The sequence below is a fragment of the Kitasatospora sp. NPDC088346 genome, from assembly GCF_044740765.1.
Taxonomy (GTDB): Bacteria; Actinomycetota; Actinomycetes; order Streptomycetales; family Streptomycetaceae; genus Kitasatospora.
In genome coordinates this window covers 20,502-36,793 of record NZ_JBIURH010000051.1, presented here as the reverse complement: position 1 = coordinate 36,793, position 16,292 = coordinate 20,502, and the positions used below count along the sequence as shown (strand labels likewise).

The window sequence follows — 16,292 nt, the reverse complement described above, 5'->3', positions numbered from 1 at the left end:
CACCAGCGGGCGCCCCATCCAGACGCGATGGGGTCACGTCACCGGCGGCACCGCCCGCAACACCAAACGCACGTACGAAACAGCGGGGCGAAAGCTCCGTAGCCGATCAGGAGGAGACACGAATGCCGGACCGACAGCAGCCGGAAATCGCGCGTCGCCGGGGCACCCCGGCCGATCAGCGGCGTGTGGAGCCTGAGCATCCCGTCCACGGCTGGAGTGCCGATCTTCGTCTCGCCGAATCACCCTCGACCTCCGACGACTTCCGCGTACCGCGCGCGTGGCTCCGCAGCGTGCCCACGGGCACCATCATTCTGAGCACCAGCACACTCGCATCGGCACTCAGTCACGGATCGCTGCCCACCGACTCCCCGCTCCTCTGGCCACTGGTGGCCCTGACCGTGGCCAGCATGGGCTACGACCTCGGACTGCGGGCACTGCGGCAACGACAGAAGCAGTAGCGATCACGCACCGGACCGCGTTCGCGCGGGGGCGGGTGGGCAGAGCGGGCGATGGCTCTCCTGCCAGTCGGTGGCGCACAGTACCTGCTCATCGTTCAGGCCGCTGATCGCGAGTACCCGCCAGGCCCGGCGTGCGCGGTGGCGTTGGGGTAGTCCGTGCCTCCGGTGGACACCCCCACTCCCGCCGAGCCCGACCTGGACGGGAATCGGCCGGGCCGCAGAGGGCCGCCCGTGCACCAGGCGCTGCTCGGGCCCCGGGTGGGCCCCGAAGCGCAGGCCCGGCCCGGCCGCCAGGGGGGAGGGCAGGCCGGACCGGGCTCAGCGACGGACCGAGGTGCCAACGCCGGTCTGCACCACCTGACGCTAGGACACGATTCGCCGGCCGGAAGGCAGCCACACCGGCGGCACGCGGACACCCCTCCGGTCTCAGTACGCCGCGGCCGCGAGCTCCCACCCAGCCCGGGCCCGGGCCCGCTCCCGCACCGGCACCTCATCAGCGTCCGCGATCGCGCGGACCCGGCCGTGCTCGTCCGGGAGCAGCACCTCGACCCGACGGCCGGTCCCCAGGCCGTTGCGCCCGGTGGAGGCGGCGGCGATCCGGCGTTCGCGCAGTTGTCCCCAGCCCTGGCCCAGGCCGGTCCAGGAGCTTGTCGTGACCTCGATCCGCACCGCGGAGCCGGGCCAGTAGGACGGCGTGAGGATCACGCACTGGTGCTGGCGCAGCCGGGCGGTGAGGCGTTGGGCAAGGTGCGGGGTGATGGCGGTCGGGGCGTTGAGCAGGATCAGCGGGACGGCGGGGATGAGGGCGGCGAGGACGTCGGTCCAGGTGTCGGTGCCGGGGTCGTCGACCAGCAGGACGCGATCGAGGTCGACGCCGTAGGAGTGGGCGGCTGCGAGTCCGAGGTCGGGCATCCCGACGACCGCCGCCCAGGTGCCGGCGCCGCCAGCCAGCGCCAGCAGCAGCCCGGCATCGGCCACCTCGACCGCGGTGCCCGGGCGCAGGCCTCCGTCGGGGAGCAGCGGCACCAGTTCCTGGTGGACCGGCAGGACGGGGGTGGTGGTGCCGGTGCGCAGCCGGGCGGTGGGGTCGGTGGCCTCGATGAGGGCGGCGAGGCGTTCGGCACGCGAGGGCCGCCCGTCGGCCGGCGCAGGGCCGGGTGTGGGGGCGGTCATGGCCGCGGGTTCGGTTCTTCGGGTGGGGTGGGGGCCATGCGGATGGTGGCGGCGTCGTAGAGGAACCAGCCCCAGTTCAGGTCCTCGCCCCAGCGGACGTGCGCGACCCACACGGCGCTGCCGGCGGGGCGGCACCAGACGGTGAGCAGACCGGATCGCCACCGGCCGCCGATGCGAATGTGGACCAGGCGCCAGGTGCGGTCCTCCCGGCGCTGCCCACCGGCGTCCAGCAGCTCCCGCGGCGCGCGCTCGGCGTCCCCCGGCCGGTGCTCGGGCCGGCGCGGACGGCCGTAGTACGTGGGGGCGGGGGTGGTACTCATACCCCGAGTATCGAACGCGTGTTCGTATTGGTGCAAGTCTCGATCAGCTGCCGCCGGTGACTGTCCGCGCAGGTCAGGACACATCCCTGCCGGGCATGAGCAGGGTGTGGCACCGTTCGAACTGCCCATCGACGTCGCGCTGGCCCGGCCCGTGGAGGACTTCCCGACCGGCCCGGGCCTGCTGCTGTCCCCGAAAGTGGACGGCTGGCGAGCCGTCCTGCGCACCGGGACGGGCGCAGCGTTGTTCTCCCGGCACGGCACCGATCTGTCCCGGACGTTCGCCGACCTCATCGCCGTTGCCGGTGAGCTGCCGGACGCCACTCTGGACGGTGAGGTGTTGGCGGTCCTGCCCGACGGCTCGCTGTCGTTCGCTCTGCTTCAGACCCGGGCCGGCGGTGGCCCGCGCCGTGGCGAGCCCTTCACCGTCCACTACGCCGCGTTCGACCTGCTCGGCCTCGACGACGACTGGCGCCCGCGCCCGCATGCCGAACGGCACGCCCGCCTGCTCCGGCTCCTGGACGACGGTCCCCGCGCGGTGCAGGCGCTGCCCGCCACCGAGGATCCCGACCAGGCCCGAGGCTGGATCGGCGGGCTCGGCGGCGGCGTCGAAGGCATCGTCGCCAAGCCCACCGACCGGCCCTACCTCCCCCGCTACAGCTCGAACTGGGCCAAGTGGCGCCGCAGGCACACCACCGACGCCGTCGTCGTCGGCATCACCGGCAGCAGCACCGCGCAGCAGGCCGCCGTCATCGCCCAGCCCGACGCCCACGGCCGACTCCGGCCGGTCGGCGTCACCCTCCCCCTCGGCACCCGACTGCGCACCGAGCTCGCCCCGCTGCTCCGCCCCGCCGGCGAGAGCCTCGCCGAGCTCCCCGGCACCGTCGCCGGCCTGCCCGGCCAGCCGTCCTTCCTGTATCAGCCGGTGCTGCCCGACGTCGTCCTGGAGATTCCTGGAGATCGAGGCCTTCCCGATCACGCTCCGAAGTGCACCACCACGCGCAAAGGTCCAGCCAGCCTTATGCCTGCGCGGTCGCGAGCGGAACCCACACAGCAGATTCAGAGTCAGGATAAGCAAGGTCTGACATCCTATCATCCCCACCCTCAAGTACTAGATTAAGAATATTCACCATTCCCATTTCGTGACGAGACCAACAATTCGGAAATTCACCCCTTCGCCAAATCAGTACAGGCCAGCGATTCGGATCGTCACTTTCGGTAAGCCAAAAACAGAGATCCCCATTATAGTTACCACCCCACAAAATAATACCACCAGGCTCCGGGTAAATCGGATAAGGGCAGAGGTCAATCGATCTTTGCCGCATTTCCCGAAACTCCGACCCGACGTCACTAGAGGTCCGCGCAAGCATTCGAGAGAACCCCTCCCAGCCAGCAGACTCTCCAGACTTCAACCAAGGTCCAATAATGGCCAGATCCCCCCTAACCTCGCCCCTCCCAAAAGTATCAATGAACTCCCGATAGTCTGCGGGGAAGTCAACCCCCACTAGATCTTTTGAAGCTTCCCAACGGATCGCCACACCCCCCGCGACGCCGACACACCCAGAAAGCTCAGAAAATCGCGCCACATCTTCTCGCATCTCCACCTCATCAGCCGCTACCATCGAGATAGTGGCCATCCTTTCTGTTCTGGACATCCCCATCGTGATAGTCCACGAGTTTTCCATCTACAGTTCGAATATCAACCTTATATTCATCCTCGGATGGTATCATGCCGCCTATATATATCTTGGAACAACCGACATCTCAACGACAAGCCTCTTGGTATCCAGGGCGCCTTGGGCAATTCCTTGAATTCTCGTCATGTCACCCACATTGACTGGAGTCGCCCAGCACGGTGAAAGATTTCCCTGAACCCCGCGACCACCCATGGCCTGGGGAATAAGGTGACAGCTATTGACGAGCACTCCATCGCGGTTGGGAAAAATGGAACTCGCAGTCTTCTTGGCTTCCTCCATTCCAGGACTGTTCGGATCAGCTCGCGAACCGCGCGACGTTTCCATGTACATGCAAGCTACGGCTCCTTGTGCCTGCTTGTTCGGACCCGTCTGATCGTAGTAGGTCCATCCACCCGATGAACCATTGTCTTCCGCTCCAAACGGCCTGCGATCGAGGCACGTTGAGCCACGGCCCTTATCTGTTCCAGTACCGCCGGCACCCGGATCTGTTCCCGGGGCTGGATGTATGGATTGGTCCTCGTCTGGCGTAAAGCTGGTGCCGCCGCCCGTAAGGTTCTGTACGAGGTCCCAGATACCGTAGATCCGGGTGATCGACTTGAGGAGCTCCTGGTAATCCGGGCGCTTCCACTCGGGCCCAGGCTTGGGGCGATTTACGTTCGGCTTGGCTTCGACACGCGGGGTTGAGCGCGGCTTGGTCAGCAGATTCCCCGCTGTCCTCCCATGCCGACCGTCATCGGTATCGTCGCCGCCTGCTGCCTTCGCGGCATTGTCTGCCGCCGCCGCTGCCGCTGCCGCCGCTGCAGCAGAACCGGGCCGGAACCTACATGCCCCGCGGCAGATGTCGAAATTCCACTCAGCTGAAGTGCTGGTGCTTGTGCCGGCCGCTGCCGCCGCGCTGTATGTGGCTCCAGCGATATACGGCTCGATAATCGTTCCACCGGTCGTGTGGTTGCCGATATGGGATGTCGACACGCCCCAGACGGCTTGCAGCTGCCTAGTTCTCTCGGAGAGTGCGCTGACGAAGTTCTGTCCCGGTTCCCGCGCGGCTCCACCCGACCGCTCACTCCCGGACGAACGGCCAGAACACCGCCCGCGTACCGGCCAGCTCGACGCTGACGGTCCGGGACCAGTACGACTTCTCCCCCGCACGGGCGACCCGCCACCTGACGGGTTATCAAGATCGCCCGGCGGCCGGTAGGAAGGTCCACGACAAGTCGCCGACGAAGCAGGAGCGCCACCGTGCGGACCACCGCCATCACCCGGGCAGCCATCACCACCGCAGCCGCGGCCTTGCTGATCGCCACTACGGCCACGACCGCGAGCGCCACCGGGCCCACCGCGGCCGGCGTGGCCGGCGCGGGCGCGCACCGGGAGGCCGGGCAGAGCATCACCCTGCCGCTGACCGAGGCGATCGACCAGCTCGCCGTCACCGACGAGGACCGCACCGGCTACGTCCGCACCGCTTTCAAGCACTGGGTCGACGCCGACAAGGACGGCTGCGACGCCCGCAAGGAAGTCATCAAGGCCGAGGCCCTCGAAGCCCCCGCGCAGGGACCGCGGTGCGCACTGACCGGCGGGCTGTGGCTGTCGCTGTACGACGACGTCCTCGTCACCGACGCCGGCCGCCTCGACGTCGACCATCTCGTCCCGCTCGCCGAGGCCTGGGACTCCGGCGCATCCACCTGGACCGCGGCCGAGCGCCAGACCTACGCCAACGACTTGAACGAGCCGCGCGCGTTGATCGCCGTCACTGCGGCCTCCAACCGCAGCAAGTCCGACAAGGACCCCGCACAGTGGCTCCCCCCGGCGGCCGCCTACCGCTGTACCTACCTGGACGACTGGGTGGCGATCAAGACCCGCTGGGGCCTGAGCGTCGACGCCCGCGAGCACCAGGCGCTCGCCGACCTCGCGGCCGGCTGCCCCAACGACGACGTCACGGTTTCCCTCGCCCGCTGAACCACCCCCGACCGCCGGGCGGGTGCGCGGTACGGCGGCGGGGACATCCTGATCGACGGGGAGGCGCGGGCGGCACCAGTAATGTCCATCATCGGGCAACGGCATGCGTGAGGTGGGCCAGGTGGCACGCCCTGGCGCCCGGCCTCGATCCGGGCGGGCGGCAAGCCTGCGCCCTGGCTTCGCGAGCGGCCCACGACCGGGCCGCCGACCAGGCGAAGGAGGCAGACGGCACAGGCACGGCCGCCCTGATCCGGTCCCTGCACGTCCCGTCATCTGGCCGCGAGGGCGGTCACCACGACTCCGCCGGCCGCGACCATCACGCCGAGTGCGGTCCACACGACCGCCGATCGGTGCCAGATCGGAGCCGACCGCACTGCCGGGTCCGCGGTGGTCGGGCCGGCCTGGTCGGTGGTGGTCTGGTCGAGGTGGATCGTGGAGTTCGCGCCGGCGGTGATGTGGATGACGGGCCCCTGCGGGTGTCCGGAAGGTCCGGCGGAGGAGGTGGAGTTGACGGGCTGCTGGTCGGGCATGGGGAATCGGCTCCTGGAAGAGGCGGTGCGGGACGCGGTAGCCCTCGGCGGGCCGACGGCGTGTGCGGTGGACAGCACGGGGCGTGGCAGGGCCGGGAGCGGCGGCGGTGGTGGCGCGCGCCGAAGGGGATCCGCGTGCGAGTTTCGCAGTGGTTTCGCGGGGGTGGGCCGAGGGGTCGGGGGGCACCGTCTTCCCGCCCGGTGGGCTGCCGGGCGGGAGGGTGCCGGGCGGGAGGTGTCAGTGGTGGCCGGCGAACGTTTCGGCGAGGCGGTGGTCGGTCGGGCGGCTGGCCAGGCCGTGGGGGCCGTTGTTGCGGGAGGTCCGGTCGATCAGGCGGTCGAGCTCTGCGGCGATGTCGTCGGCGGGGGGTTCGGCGGCGACCGAGCCGTCGGTGTAGGCGCGCTCGAGGGTGCGTACGACGGTGACGTAGTCGGGCCAGGGGGGCGAGGTGGGGCCGTCCTGGTGTCCAAGCGGGTCGTGGTTGGTGAGTGCCTGCTCGAACCACCAGTTCGCCTCGCCGACCTGACCTCGGCTGAAGGTGCTGCAGGTGCAGGCAGTACGCGGCGGTCTGATCTCCGGCGCCGGCGGCCAGGCGCCACCAGAAGCGGGCGCTCTCCGGGTGGCCAGCGAGGTAGAGGAGGCAGGCGAAGATCAGGGCGCCACGGATCTCGATCTCGACCTCGGCGGGCGCGATGGCGGCCTTCGGACCGTCGACGCGGTCCTGGACCTGGGCCCAGTGGTCGAGGCGGGCGGCGGCCTTCGGGTTGCCGACCACCCAGCGGGCGAGCGTGTCCAGGTCGCAGTTGGCGGTGATCGGCCGGGGGCGTGCGGCGCAGCTTCGCCCGTACGTCGAGGGTCTTGGGGCGTCCTCCAGCGGCACGACCCCGCCGCCGCGCCGTGAGGGTGCGGTGGCCACCGGGACGTCGCAGAGGTCGGGGGCCGGTCCGTAGCGCAGGCAGGTGCAGGTAGACGAGCATCTGGTCGAGTGCGGTTGCCAGCAGCGCCTGGTCGTCCTTGTCGGTCGGGGAGGCGGGGCGGGCGCTGGGGCTGTGCCCACCGTTGCCGTCGCTCGTGCCCGGACCGGCGGTCGGCGGGACGGGGACGTCGTGTGGGAAGACGCCGCGCAGAGTGCTGCCCAGGCTTTCCTCGGTGCGGGTCAGGTTGTGGGGAACGCAGTCGACCGGCACCGACCGGCTGCAAGGTGGTCGGGGAGCAGTGAGGGAGTGGGCGCAGCGGGCAGCGTGGGGGCGGTGCGCTCCGACACGGCGTCAAGACCACTGATTTCCCTTAGGATTCGGGGATGGTGAGTGCTGGAGCGTCTCCGTTTCGTGGCGTGATCTTCGACTTCTTCGGCGTCCTGACCTTCAATATGGTCGAGGTGATCACCGCCTTCGAGGACCGGGAGAAGCTCGCCCGGGGGGTGTTCCTTCGCGCCTGGGCAGATTCGCGGGGGCAGGAGTTGTTCCGGAAGCTGGAGCTCGGCCAAATCAACCAGGCCGAGTGGAACAGCGGGTTCGCTGCCCTGATCGGGGTTGACTCGGGGGACTTGATGGCCCGGTACCTGCACGATGCGTTCCCGGCCTTCCTGGTACTCCAGGTCGCCAGGGAGGCGCGCGCGGCCGGGGTCAGGACGGCGGTTCTCTCGAACAGCCTCGGAAGGGCTCCGTACGACCCCTATGCGGGGTTCGATCTCGCTGGCTCGTTCGATGCGGTGGTGCTGTCGGCCGATGTCGGTGTGCGCAAGCCTGATCCGGCGATCTTCCGCATCGTGCTTGACCGGCTCGGTGTGAGCGCGGACGAGTGCCTGTTCGTCGACGACAGCGAGACGAATCTGGAGGCCGCCGCGGCGCTCGGCCTCACCCCGCTTCTCGGGCTGGACGAAGACGTGGTGGCCAAGCGCCTGCGCGATCTACTGGGCCTACCCCGCTTCTAGGAAGTCGCGGACGGCGGGGTGCGCGGTGTGCGGGGCCAGTTTCTCGCACAGGCCCGTCAGCTCGGACGCCGACCGGGCGGAGTCGACTGCGCCCAGGCAGGTCGCCGCGTGCCGGGCGGTGGCGATCGCCGCGTCCAGGTCGTACAGCGCAAGGTGTGCCTCTGCAGCCCGGGCCAGGTAGATGGCGTGGCTGCGGGGGAAGTCCTCGTCGCCGGGGTACGCGTCCATGCCGGCTTCGAACCGCCGCAGGGCTTGCGCTGGGTATCCGAGGTCGAGGGCCGATGATCCGGCGATCATCTCGATCTCGCCGTAGGTCACCCAGTAGAGGAAGCCGGGGTCGTCGTCGCGGGGCCCCTTGTCCAGTGCGGCGCGCGCCAGGTCGAGGTGGCGGCGGGTGGCTGCTTCGGCGCCGGTCTTCGACAGGGCGCGGGCCGTGCGGGCGGCGAGCATGGCCTCCATCCGGGGAGTGCCGCGTCCCTTGATCTGGGTCCTGGCCGTGTCCAGGAGGTCCACCGCGCGGCCGGGCTGGCCGGTGGAGTAGCACTGGACGGCCGCGAAGGACATCGCGTAGGCGCCGCCGACGGCGTCGTTCGCCTCGGCGGAAGCGCGCAGGGACGCATCGAAGTACCGCTGCGCCGCGCCTGGGCGGCCTTGGTCGAAGGTGCACCACGCCACCTGCCGGGAGGCTTCGGAGGCGATCCGGTACAGGTGGTCCACGGCTGGTCCGCTGTACCGGCGGGCCTTGATCAGCTTCACCGCCAGGGACAGCTCGCCGCGCGCCTGCTTAAGCACCTCACCGCTGCCGAGTTCGTCGTCGACCCGGCGCAGGTAGTTCAGCCGCTCGTCCATGTGGGCGAGCAGGCCCGGGCTGCCGGGTTCGGCCACCGCCTCCGGCCGGCCGTCCGCGAGGGCCTTGGACCAGTTGCTCGCCGAAGCCGACAGCCTCAGGCCCGCTGTGATGAACCCCCTGCGATCCACGCTGCTCCCGTCTACCAGTTCAGTGAGTCCTGAACCGGGTGCTCGGCTTCAACCCGACCTCGGAGCACCTCGCCGCGTACCTGACCGGATGGACAGCCGACCAGGGGTTGCTGGACGCGCTGGGGCATCCGCTCACTGTCCGCGTGTCGGAGACCGAGAGCACCTGGGCGCAGTTCGAGGCCACCCCGTGAGCCCGGGGGCCAGGGCGACGGTGCTCCGCCTGCGGATCGCCGAGATGTTCCGGAATACGGTGCAGGGCGAAGGACCGTCGACGGGGCAGCGTGCCGCGTTCATCCGCCTGTGCGGCTGCAACCTGGATTGCGGTTGGTGCGACACCCCGTTCACGTGGGACGCCCGGCGCTATGACCTGTCCGCGGAGTCGCAGTGGTGGTCGGTCAACTCTCTCGTGGCCTGGGCTCTCGAAGGGACCGAGCCGATCATCGTGATCACCGGTGGCGAGCCACTGCTGCAGCCCGGTGTCGTGCCGCTCGCCCTGCAGCTGCTCGCCGCCGGTCGCAGGGTCGAGTTCGAGACCAACGGCACCATCGCACCGCCGCTGCCCCTGGCCGGTGCTGGCATCCAGTGGAACGTCTCGCCGAAGCTGTCCGGCTCCGGGGTCGTTGAGGACCGCAGGATTGTCCCCGCCGCTCTGGAGGCGTTCGCAGCGCTGGGCACCGCAGTGTTCAAGTTCGCCGTTTCGTCACCGGAAGAGCTCGCCGAGATCTCCGAGCTGGAGGCCAGGTTCGGCCTCACCCCGGTCTGGGTGATGCCGGTAGCGACCACCCGGGAGACGGTGCAGGCCGGCCTGCGTTTGCTCGCGGACCCGGTCGTCGCCCGCGGCTGGCACCTGGGCACTCGCCTGCACATCACCATCTGGGACACCGACCGTGGGAGGTAGCAAGTGACCGGCACCATCGACGAAGACACGAGCACGACCGCTCTGACGTGGAACATGATCGAGAAACATGCCGCACGCATCGCCGCTGCGGCCAGGGCAGGCGGCGTACCGCAGACCATCGTGGCCGTCGTCCGCGGCGGAATGGTCCCCGCCGTCGTGCTCGCCCACCAGCTCGGCGTCCGCGACGTGCGGGCGCTGGAGGTGACCCACAACGTCGACGACTCCACCAACGCGGCCAAGACCGCCCGGCCGCAGACCCGCAACGGCGACTCGCTGGGCGACGTCACCGGCTTGGACGTTCTGGTCGTCGACGACGTCGCCGGCACCGGCGAAACGCTCGCCACCGCAGTCCGCCTGGTCGAGCAGGCCGGCGCGGCAAGGGTTCGCAGCGCCGTTCTGGTGGTCAACGAGGCGAACTGGACCGGCGGCAGGCCGCCGGGCGAGAGCGTGACCTGTATCGGCGAGATGGTCCGGCGCTGGGTGATCTTCCCGTGGGAGACGTCCGCCCTGGTCGGACGGGAGGGAGTTTCGTGAGCACGATCGCGTTTGTCCTGATGTCGTACCGGACCAATCAGCCCTCGGGGATCGACCGCTCGATCGGCGCGCTGGTCAAGGGCCTGCGGCGGCTCGGACACACCCCGCTGGTCATGGCCGCCGGCCCCACGCCGCAGGACAGGTTGGAGCCGGGCCTGATCCGGCTGAGAAGCGTTATGCTGCCGCAGCCGGCGACCAACGCTGACGTGCTGGCCGCCCTCGCCGACCCCACCCCGGTGGTCGAGGAAGTGCGCCGCATCCTGGCCGAGCACCGGGTGGACGCCGTGTGCTGGGCCGACACCCTGTGGGGTCTGGGCTATCTCAATCCGGCACCGGACAGTGTCACCACGGCGCTGATGGTCCACAAGATCCGCCCCAGCAACGAAGAACGGTGGCGGCACGCTCTGGCGGCGGCTGACGTGATCTGCCCGGCCAGCGACTACCTCGCGGACGGCGGCACCGAGGCGGGCCTGGACACCAGCCGTTGGGTGACCGTCCCCAACGCCCTGCACACCCTTACTTCGCCCACTGCGGCCGGCGAGCGGGAGAAGCTCCGGGAGGCGGGGCCGGTGCGGATCGTTTCGCGCGCCGACCCGGCGAAGGGCCTGGCCGAACTCCTGGAGGCCCTGCCCACAGGCTGGGACAGGCCCGTCGAACTGGTCCTCGCCAAGGCCGGGTTCGAGCTCCAAAGCGGCGGGCAGTCGCGCACCCTGGCCGCCTGCCGGGCGGCGCGGGACCTGCGGCCCGACGTCGTGACGATCTGGCCGCCGCTCCGCTGGAGCGAGGTCCCCGTCTTCTTCGCCGGCGGCGCGGCCACCGTCATCTCCACCCGCGTCCCGGAGACGTTCTGTTTCACCGCCGCCGAGGCCCTGTCGGTCGGAACCCCCGTGGTCGGCTTCGACCTCGGCAACGTGCCGCGGCTGGCCGGGGAGGCCGGGCGCACCGTAGCCCTGGACACTGGCCCGCACGCCCTGTGGGCGGCGCTGGGCGAACTGCTGGCCGATCCGGACGGATACCGGCGAGCGAGCATGGCCGCGCCCGGCCGGGTCGCCCGTTTCACCCCGGAGCAGTCCGCTGGCTCTCTCCTGGCCGCGCTCGGCCTGTAGCCGCGCTCCGCCGCTTCGTCGCACGGGTGCACCGTGCGGCCCCGTCATCTCCTTCCCACGGAAAAGAGGAAGACCCCTTGACCGATACCCTGACCGCACTCGCCCCGCCCGCGGCCCCATCCGGTTCCGGTGCCCGCAGCCGGATCGACTCCCAGGCCGTCGAGGCCAGCGTGCGCGCCCTGCTGGTCGCGCTCGGCCAGGACCTCGGCCGGCCCGGGCTGGTGGACACCCCAGCCCGTGTCGCCCGCTACTGGAGCGAGTTCCTCGGCCATGAGCCCGGCACGATCGACACCGTCTTCGAGCACTCCGCCGAGGGCCAGGACTGCGTCGCCGTCGGCGGTATCCGCACCACGAGCCTGTGCGAGCACCACTTGCTGCCCTTCACCGTGGAGGTCCGCGTCGCCTACCGCCCCGAAGGCCAGGTGCTGGGCCTGTCCAAGGCGGTGCGGATCGTGGAGAAGTACGCCCACGCGCTGCAGCTGCAGGAACGCCTGACCGCCCAGGTCGCCGAGGAGATTGCCCGCTTGACGGGCAGCAAGGCCGTGGGCGTCTGGGCCGTCGGCGAGCACCTGTGCATGACGGGGCGCGGGGTCCGTGCTCATGGATCAAGGACCGCCACCGAGTACCTGCTGCCCACGCTCGCCGCCGACCCGGCGCTGGCGGAGCGGCTGCACCGGGTCGCGTCGATGACGGGCGGCGCCAGGTGAGCGCATGGGTGGCCCTGGAGGGGGTCAACGGTGTCGGCAAGAGCCATCTCGGTGCTCTGGCCGCCGACGTGCTCGGCGAGCTGTGCGTGCCGCTGGTCGAACTGCCCGACTCACCGCCCGAGGGCCTGGACGGGCAGGTGATCGCCGCGCTGTACGCCGGTGGTGACCGGTTCCTGCGAACCGGGCACCCGCGCACCGAGACGCTGCTGCTGGCCGCCCTGCAAGTCCACCGGCACGAGTCGCTGCCGCCGGCCGGAGCGGGCCGGGTCGTGCTGGAGGACCGCGGCCCCGTCTCGGTCGCCGTCTACCAGGCCGCCGTGCTCGCTGAGGCGAGCGGCGCCACCGACGCCTGGGCCTTTCAACAGACCCAGCACATCGAGAAGGTCATCGAGGCGTGGCGGCCGCCGCCGACAATCACCATGCTGCTCACCGACGACCCCGGTCGATGCCTTGCCCGGTTCGAGCGACGACCCCGGTCGATGCCTTGCCCGGTTCGAGCAGCGCACCGGCTGGCCGAGCAGCGCCGACGAGCGCGCGCTGATGGCCCGGGCCGCGCGCCTCTACCAGCTGCTCGCTGCCGACCGGCCCGACAAGTACCTGGTGCTCGACCGGCGCACCACCGGCGAGGCCGAGGCGGTCGAGTTCATCGCGAGGGCGTGCCGCACCGCCGCCGACCTGGAAGGGGTGACACCGTGAAGCCGACGAAGCCGATCAGCTTGCTGTGGGGACTGCGCTCGTTCTGCGCCTCCCACGGCTGCCTGTACTGCTACTTCGGGATGATCAGCGCGCACCGCGAGGAGATGCCGACCGGCCCCGGGGTGCTGTCCCACCTGTCGCCGAATGACCTGACCGCCGCCGATGTGCTGGCCTTCGCCAAGACGCTGGCCGACTCGCCGGTTGGCCGGGTCTTCCTCGCCGGCGGGGAGCCGCTGCTGTGGAAGCCGATCCTCACGCTGATCGAGGTCCTCAAGGCCGGCGGGGTCGAGGTCGTGGTGTGCACCAGCGGGGTCGCCCTGAACCGGCCGGACCTGTGCGAACCGCTGGTCGAGCTCGGCGTCGATGCGGTCTCCGTGTCGCTGGACTCCGCCGACCCGGTCCACAACGACAAGTGGCGGCCGCCGCACCGTGAGGGCGACGGCTGGGAGGCCGTCGTCTCCGGCATCAGCGCGCTGATCAAGGCTCGCGGCTCCGGGCCGAGGCCGAAGGTCGGCATCTACAGCGTCGTCACCCGCCGCAACCTCGCCGACATCGTCGCCGTGCCCGAGCTCGCTGCCGCGCTGGGTTGCGACTACGCCGTCCCGCAGCCGATCGCCCTCGATCCCGATCACCAGCTCGCCGCCGAGCTGTCCCTCACGCCCGACCTGCTGCCCGAGCTGACCGCCCGGTTCGAGGAGTTGTACGCCGCCGAGCTTCCGTTGGTGCTGCCAGCGCGCGCTTATGCCGGCCAGGTCGCCTCCGCCGTCCGGCGGCCGACCGACCTCGTTCCGGGCTGCTTCGGAGGCGACACGCTCCACTTCGTGCAGCCGGACGGGACGGTGTGGGACTGCCCGTCCGCCCTGCGGATCGCCGCCACCCCGCTGGAGCGCCACCGCACCATCAAGGGCGCCGCCGCGCGGGACCTGTTCCCCGACCCTACCGGCTGCGGCACGGACTGCTCCCTGTTCTCGGTGGACTGCGTGAACATGTGGCCGCTCACCTCTTTCCCCGTCCTCGCGCCGACCGGAACGGAGACCACCCGTGCCTGAGCACCCCGGCCACCGGGCCATGGCCGCGGCCGTCGCCCGCATGCCCGACCCCACGAGCTACCAGGAGGTCGCGCAGCTGGAGAACGATCTGGCCGCCGTGTTCGGAACCAGGCGGGCCGTTGCCGTCTCCTCCGGCACCGCGGCGATCACCACCGCACTGGCCGCCTGCGGCATCGGCGCCGGTGACGAGGTCCTGCTGCCCGCCGTCACCGTCGTCATGACGGTGGCCGCTGTCGTCGCCGCCGGGGCCCGCCCCGTCTTCGTCGAGGCCGCCGCTGACGGCCACGGCATGGATCTGGCCGACGTCGCGGGGAAGACCGGCCCGGACACCAAGGCCGTGATCGCCGTGCACCTGGGCGGCCGCACCGCCGGCATCCACGATCTGGCCGCCTACACCCGCACCGCGGGACTGCGGTTGGTCGAGGACGCCTGCCAGGCCCAGGGCACCACCGCCCGCGGCCACCTTGCCGGCACCATCGGCGACATCGGTGCGTTCTCTCTCAAGGACGGGAAGATCATCGCCTGCGGGGAGGGCGGCTACCTCCTCACCGACGACGACGCCCTCGCCGACCGGGCCGCCGCCCACCGCACCCACTGGCAGACCCCCGCCCCCGGGGCCCCGGCCGCCAGCTGCCTGGGCGTCAACCACCGCCTCGCCGAGCCGCTCGCAGCCCTCGCCCGCCATCAGCTCGCACACTTCCCCGGGGCACTGGCCCGGCGCCGTGAGCAGGCCGCCCTCCTCCACCAGGCCGTCGACCGCACGCCCGGCCTCGAGTGGATCGAGGCGGCCGAGGAGGAGCGGACCAACGGCTACAGCGCGCTGTGGCGGGTGCACCTGCCCGGGCCGAGGGCCTTCGCCTCCCGCCTGGCGCAGCTTGGCGTCCCCAATAGCGTCGGCACCCACCGCCTGACCGCCGCCCACCTCCACCCTGCCTGCGTCGGCTACGCGAGAGGTGATCTTCCCCGCGCGCGGGCTACGGTGGACACCCTGCTGGCCGTCCCGTTCACCGAGCATGACACCGAACAGGCGATCCAGCGATGGGCGCTGACGATCCGACAGGAGGCAGCCACGTGGACCGGTTGACACAGGACCCGCGCTGGCGCGACCTGACCCTCATCGTGATCGACTTCGAGGGGCTCACGCCGACGGGTCGCCCCGCCGAGCCGATCGAGGTCGCGGCGCTCGCGCTGCGCCCCGAGGGCGACCGGCTGGTGGAGGTCGGCCGGTTCGACTCTCTGATCCGTCCGCCGGCGGACGTGCCCGTCACCGAGATGGACACCCGCCAGACCGGCATCACCGCCCAGATGCTCGCCGGGCAGGCGCAGGCCGGCGAGGTGATGGCCCGCCTGGACGCGAACCTGACCGCCCAGCCGTACCGGCTCGTGGCCCATCACGCCTCCACCGAAGCGGGCATGATCGCCCGCCAGGCCGAGCACTGCCCGGTACTGGCCGCCACCTCGCTGCTGGACACCGTGCGCCTGGCCAGGGCCGTCCTTCCCTGGCTCGGCTCCTACCGGCTGGACAACCTGCTCGGCCACTACGGCATCCCCAAGCCCGCGGACCGGCACCGGGCGATGCCGGATGTCGAGGTGACCGCCAAGGTCCTGGGTCGGCTGCTGACCGAAGGGTGCGCCGCCGGCCGGTGGCGCACCCTCCTGGAGCTGGACGCGGCCGCCGGACTGCAGCCCAAGCGCCTGGCCATGGTGCCGGAGGCGGAGCAGAGCGCCCTGTTCTGACTCACGCCGCCAGGCGCAGCGACCCGTCGGCGATCATCGCGAAGAGCTGCTTCACCTGGAGGCGGGAGTCCTCCGAGAGGCCGTCAACCTCAGCGGCCTCCTGCTCGGTGAACCACCGCACCTCGTGCACCGCGCCCGCGTCGGCCGCGTCGTCGCGGACCTGGGCGACGTAGACGTGGTCGATGTGGCGGTGGGGCTCGCGGGTGTGGTTGTCGGCGCAGGCCTCCATTTCAACTACCCACCACGGTGCGACGGGCGCGGTGTGCGGGAATCCGGCCGGAAGGGACAGTGAAGGTCCGGCCAGCAGTTCGGCCCGCAGCCCCGTCTCCTCGTGGACCTCGCGCAGCGCGGCCTCGGCCGCACCCTCGTCCACCTCCACGTGCCCGCCGGCCGGAAGCCACAGCTCCAGCCGCGGGTGCCGCACCAGAGCCGTCCGGCACACCCCGTCCGCCCCGGTGCGGAAGACGAACGCACTGGCCGTCGATTCCTTGATCACTTCAACTCCTCGGCACTCGGCCACCC

Annotated in this window: 18 protein-coding genes; 13 read left to right on the top strand and 5 right to left on the bottom strand. The window is 70.8% G+C overall.

Going from position 1 to position 16,292, the window contains the following annotated elements; genetic code table 11:
• Positions 1-122 precede the first annotated feature (122 nt).
• Positions 123-458, top strand: a complete 336-nt coding sequence (locus tag ACIOFR_RS35755) for a hypothetical protein (protein WP_401003961.1) — start codon at positions 123-125, stop codon at positions 456-458.
• A gap of 426 nt (positions 459-884) precedes the next feature.
• Here the strand turns inward: ACIOFR_RS35755 and ACIOFR_RS35750 are convergent, their stop codons facing one another.
• Complete coding sequence (locus ACIOFR_RS35750) at positions 885-1,631, bottom strand: hypothetical protein (protein WP_401003959.1); 747 nt, start codon at positions 1,629-1,631, stop codon at positions 885-887.
• Entirely contained in the window at positions 1,628-1,951 is a 324-nt protein-coding gene (locus ACIOFR_RS35745; protein WP_401003957.1) for a hypothetical protein, read from the bottom strand. The genes ACIOFR_RS35750 and ACIOFR_RS35745 overlap by 4 nt, the downstream gene beginning before the upstream one ends.
• Positions 1,952-2,057: 106 nt before the next feature.
• On the opposite strand from ACIOFR_RS35745, the gene ACIOFR_RS35740 reads away from it, so the two are divergent.
• Both ACIOFR_RS35740 and ACIOFR_RS35735 read left to right on the top strand, forming a co-directional pair.
• On the top strand, positions 2,058-3,068 hold the full coding sequence (locus tag ACIOFR_RS35740) for an ATP-dependent DNA ligase (RefSeq protein WP_401003955.1): 1,011 nt from the start codon (positions 2,058-2,060) through the stop codon (positions 3,066-3,068).
• Between the two features lie 1,816 nt (positions 3,069-4,884).
• A complete protein-coding gene (locus tag ACIOFR_RS35735; RefSeq protein ID WP_401003953.1) occupies positions 4,885-5,601 on the top strand; it encodes an HNH endonuclease family protein in 717 nt (238 codons plus the stop codon).
• A gap of 269 nt (positions 5,602-5,870) precedes the next feature.
• On the opposite strand, the gene ACIOFR_RS35730 is transcribed toward ACIOFR_RS35735, so the two are convergent.
• Positions 5,871-6,131: a hypothetical protein gene (locus ACIOFR_RS35730; RefSeq protein WP_401003951.1), complete on the bottom strand. Its 261-nt coding sequence runs from the start codon at positions 6,129-6,131 to the stop codon at positions 5,871-5,873.
• Positions 6,132-7,465: 1,334 nt separating this feature from the next.
• Here ACIOFR_RS35730 and ACIOFR_RS35725 point away from each other — a divergent pair.
• Complete coding sequence (locus ACIOFR_RS35725; RefSeq protein WP_401003950.1) at positions 7,466-8,065, top strand: HAD-IA family hydrolase; 600 nt, start codon at positions 7,466-7,468, stop codon at positions 8,063-8,065.
• On the opposite strand, the gene ACIOFR_RS35720 is transcribed toward ACIOFR_RS35725, so the two are convergent.
• Positions 8,051-9,043: a transcriptional regulator gene (locus ACIOFR_RS35720; protein ID WP_401003948.1), complete on the bottom strand. Its 993-nt coding sequence runs from the start codon at positions 9,041-9,043 to the stop codon at positions 8,051-8,053. The two genes, ACIOFR_RS35725 and ACIOFR_RS35720, sit on opposite strands and share 15 nt — an antisense overlap.
• A 38-nt stretch (positions 9,044-9,081) precedes the next feature.
• On the opposite strand from ACIOFR_RS35720, the gene ACIOFR_RS35715 reads away from it, so the two are divergent.
• The 9 genes from ACIOFR_RS35715 (at position 9,082) to ACIOFR_RS35675 (ending at position 15,770) form a co-directional block, all read left to right on the top strand.
• Positions 9,082-9,234 carry a hypothetical protein gene (locus ACIOFR_RS35715; RefSeq protein WP_401003946.1) on the top strand — a complete coding sequence of 51 codons (153 nt, stop codon included), beginning with the start codon at positions 9,082-9,084 and terminating at the stop codon, positions 9,232-9,234.
• A gap of 20 nt (positions 9,235-9,254) precedes the next feature.
• Positions 9,255-9,941, top strand: a complete 687-nt coding sequence (locus tag ACIOFR_RS35710) for a 7-carboxy-7-deazaguanine synthase QueE (protein ID WP_401003944.1) — start codon at positions 9,255-9,257, stop codon at positions 9,939-9,941.
• Between the two features lie 3 nt (positions 9,942-9,944).
• A complete protein-coding gene (locus ACIOFR_RS35705; RefSeq protein WP_401003943.1) occupies positions 9,945-10,475 on the top strand; it encodes a phosphoribosyltransferase in 531 nt (176 codons plus the stop codon).
• Positions 10,472-11,581 (top strand): glycosyltransferase family 4 protein, encoded by a 1,110-nt coding sequence (locus ACIOFR_RS35700; RefSeq protein ID WP_401003941.1) that lies wholly within the window; start codon positions 10,472-10,474, stop codon positions 11,579-11,581. Before ACIOFR_RS35705 ends, ACIOFR_RS35700 begins: the two co-directional genes overlap by 4 nt.
• A 77-nt stretch (positions 11,582-11,658) precedes the next feature.
• Positions 11,659-12,288, top strand: coding sequence for a GTP cyclohydrolase I (folE, locus tag ACIOFR_RS35695; RefSeq protein WP_401003939.1), 630 nt, complete (start codon positions 11,659-11,661; stop codon positions 12,286-12,288).
• Between the two features lie 450 nt (positions 12,289-12,738).
• A complete protein-coding gene (locus ACIOFR_RS35690) occupies positions 12,739-12,984 on the top strand; it encodes a hypothetical protein (RefSeq protein WP_401003937.1) in 246 nt (81 codons plus the stop codon).
• Entirely contained in the window at positions 12,981-14,033 is a 1,053-nt protein-coding gene (locus ACIOFR_RS35685) for a radical SAM protein (RefSeq protein ID WP_401003935.1), read from the top strand. The genes ACIOFR_RS35690 and ACIOFR_RS35685 overlap by 4 nt, the downstream gene beginning before the upstream one ends.
• Positions 14,026-15,117: a DegT/DnrJ/EryC1/StrS family aminotransferase gene (locus ACIOFR_RS35680; protein ID WP_401003933.1), complete on the top strand. Its 1,092-nt coding sequence runs from the start codon at positions 14,026-14,028 to the stop codon at positions 15,115-15,117. The genes ACIOFR_RS35685 and ACIOFR_RS35680 overlap by 8 nt, the downstream gene beginning before the upstream one ends.
• Positions 15,105-15,770 (top strand): PolC-type DNA polymerase III, encoded by a 666-nt coding sequence (locus tag ACIOFR_RS35675; RefSeq protein WP_401003931.1) that lies wholly within the window; start codon positions 15,105-15,107, stop codon positions 15,768-15,770. The genes ACIOFR_RS35680 and ACIOFR_RS35675 overlap by 13 nt, the downstream gene beginning before the upstream one ends.
• Before the next feature lies 1 nt (position 15,771).
• Here ACIOFR_RS35675 and ACIOFR_RS35670 read toward each other — a convergent pair whose 3' ends face one another.
• Entirely contained in the window at positions 15,772-16,266 is a 495-nt protein-coding gene (locus tag ACIOFR_RS35670) for an NUDIX domain-containing protein (protein ID WP_401003929.1), read from the bottom strand.
• Positions 16,267-16,292: the final 26 nt, after the last annotated feature.

What these genes read in the sequence shown, in the direction of transcription:
- ACIOFR_RS35730 (WP_401003951.1), bottom strand. Translation starts at nt 6,131, where the DNA reads ATGCCCGACCAGCAGCCCGTCAACTCCACCTCCTCCGCCGGACCTTCC.
- ACIOFR_RS35755 (WP_401003961.1), top strand. Translation starts at nt 123, where the DNA reads ATGCCGGACCGACAGCAGCCGGAAATCGCGCGTCGCCGGGGCACCCCG.
- ACIOFR_RS35745 (WP_401003957.1), bottom strand. Translation starts at nt 1,951, where the DNA reads ATGAGTACCACCCCCGCCCCCACGTACTACGGCCGTCCGCGCCGGCCC.
- ACIOFR_RS35750 (WP_401003959.1), bottom strand. Translation starts at nt 1,631, where the DNA reads ATGACCGCCCCCACACCCGGCCCTGCGCCGGCCGACGGGCGGCCCTCG.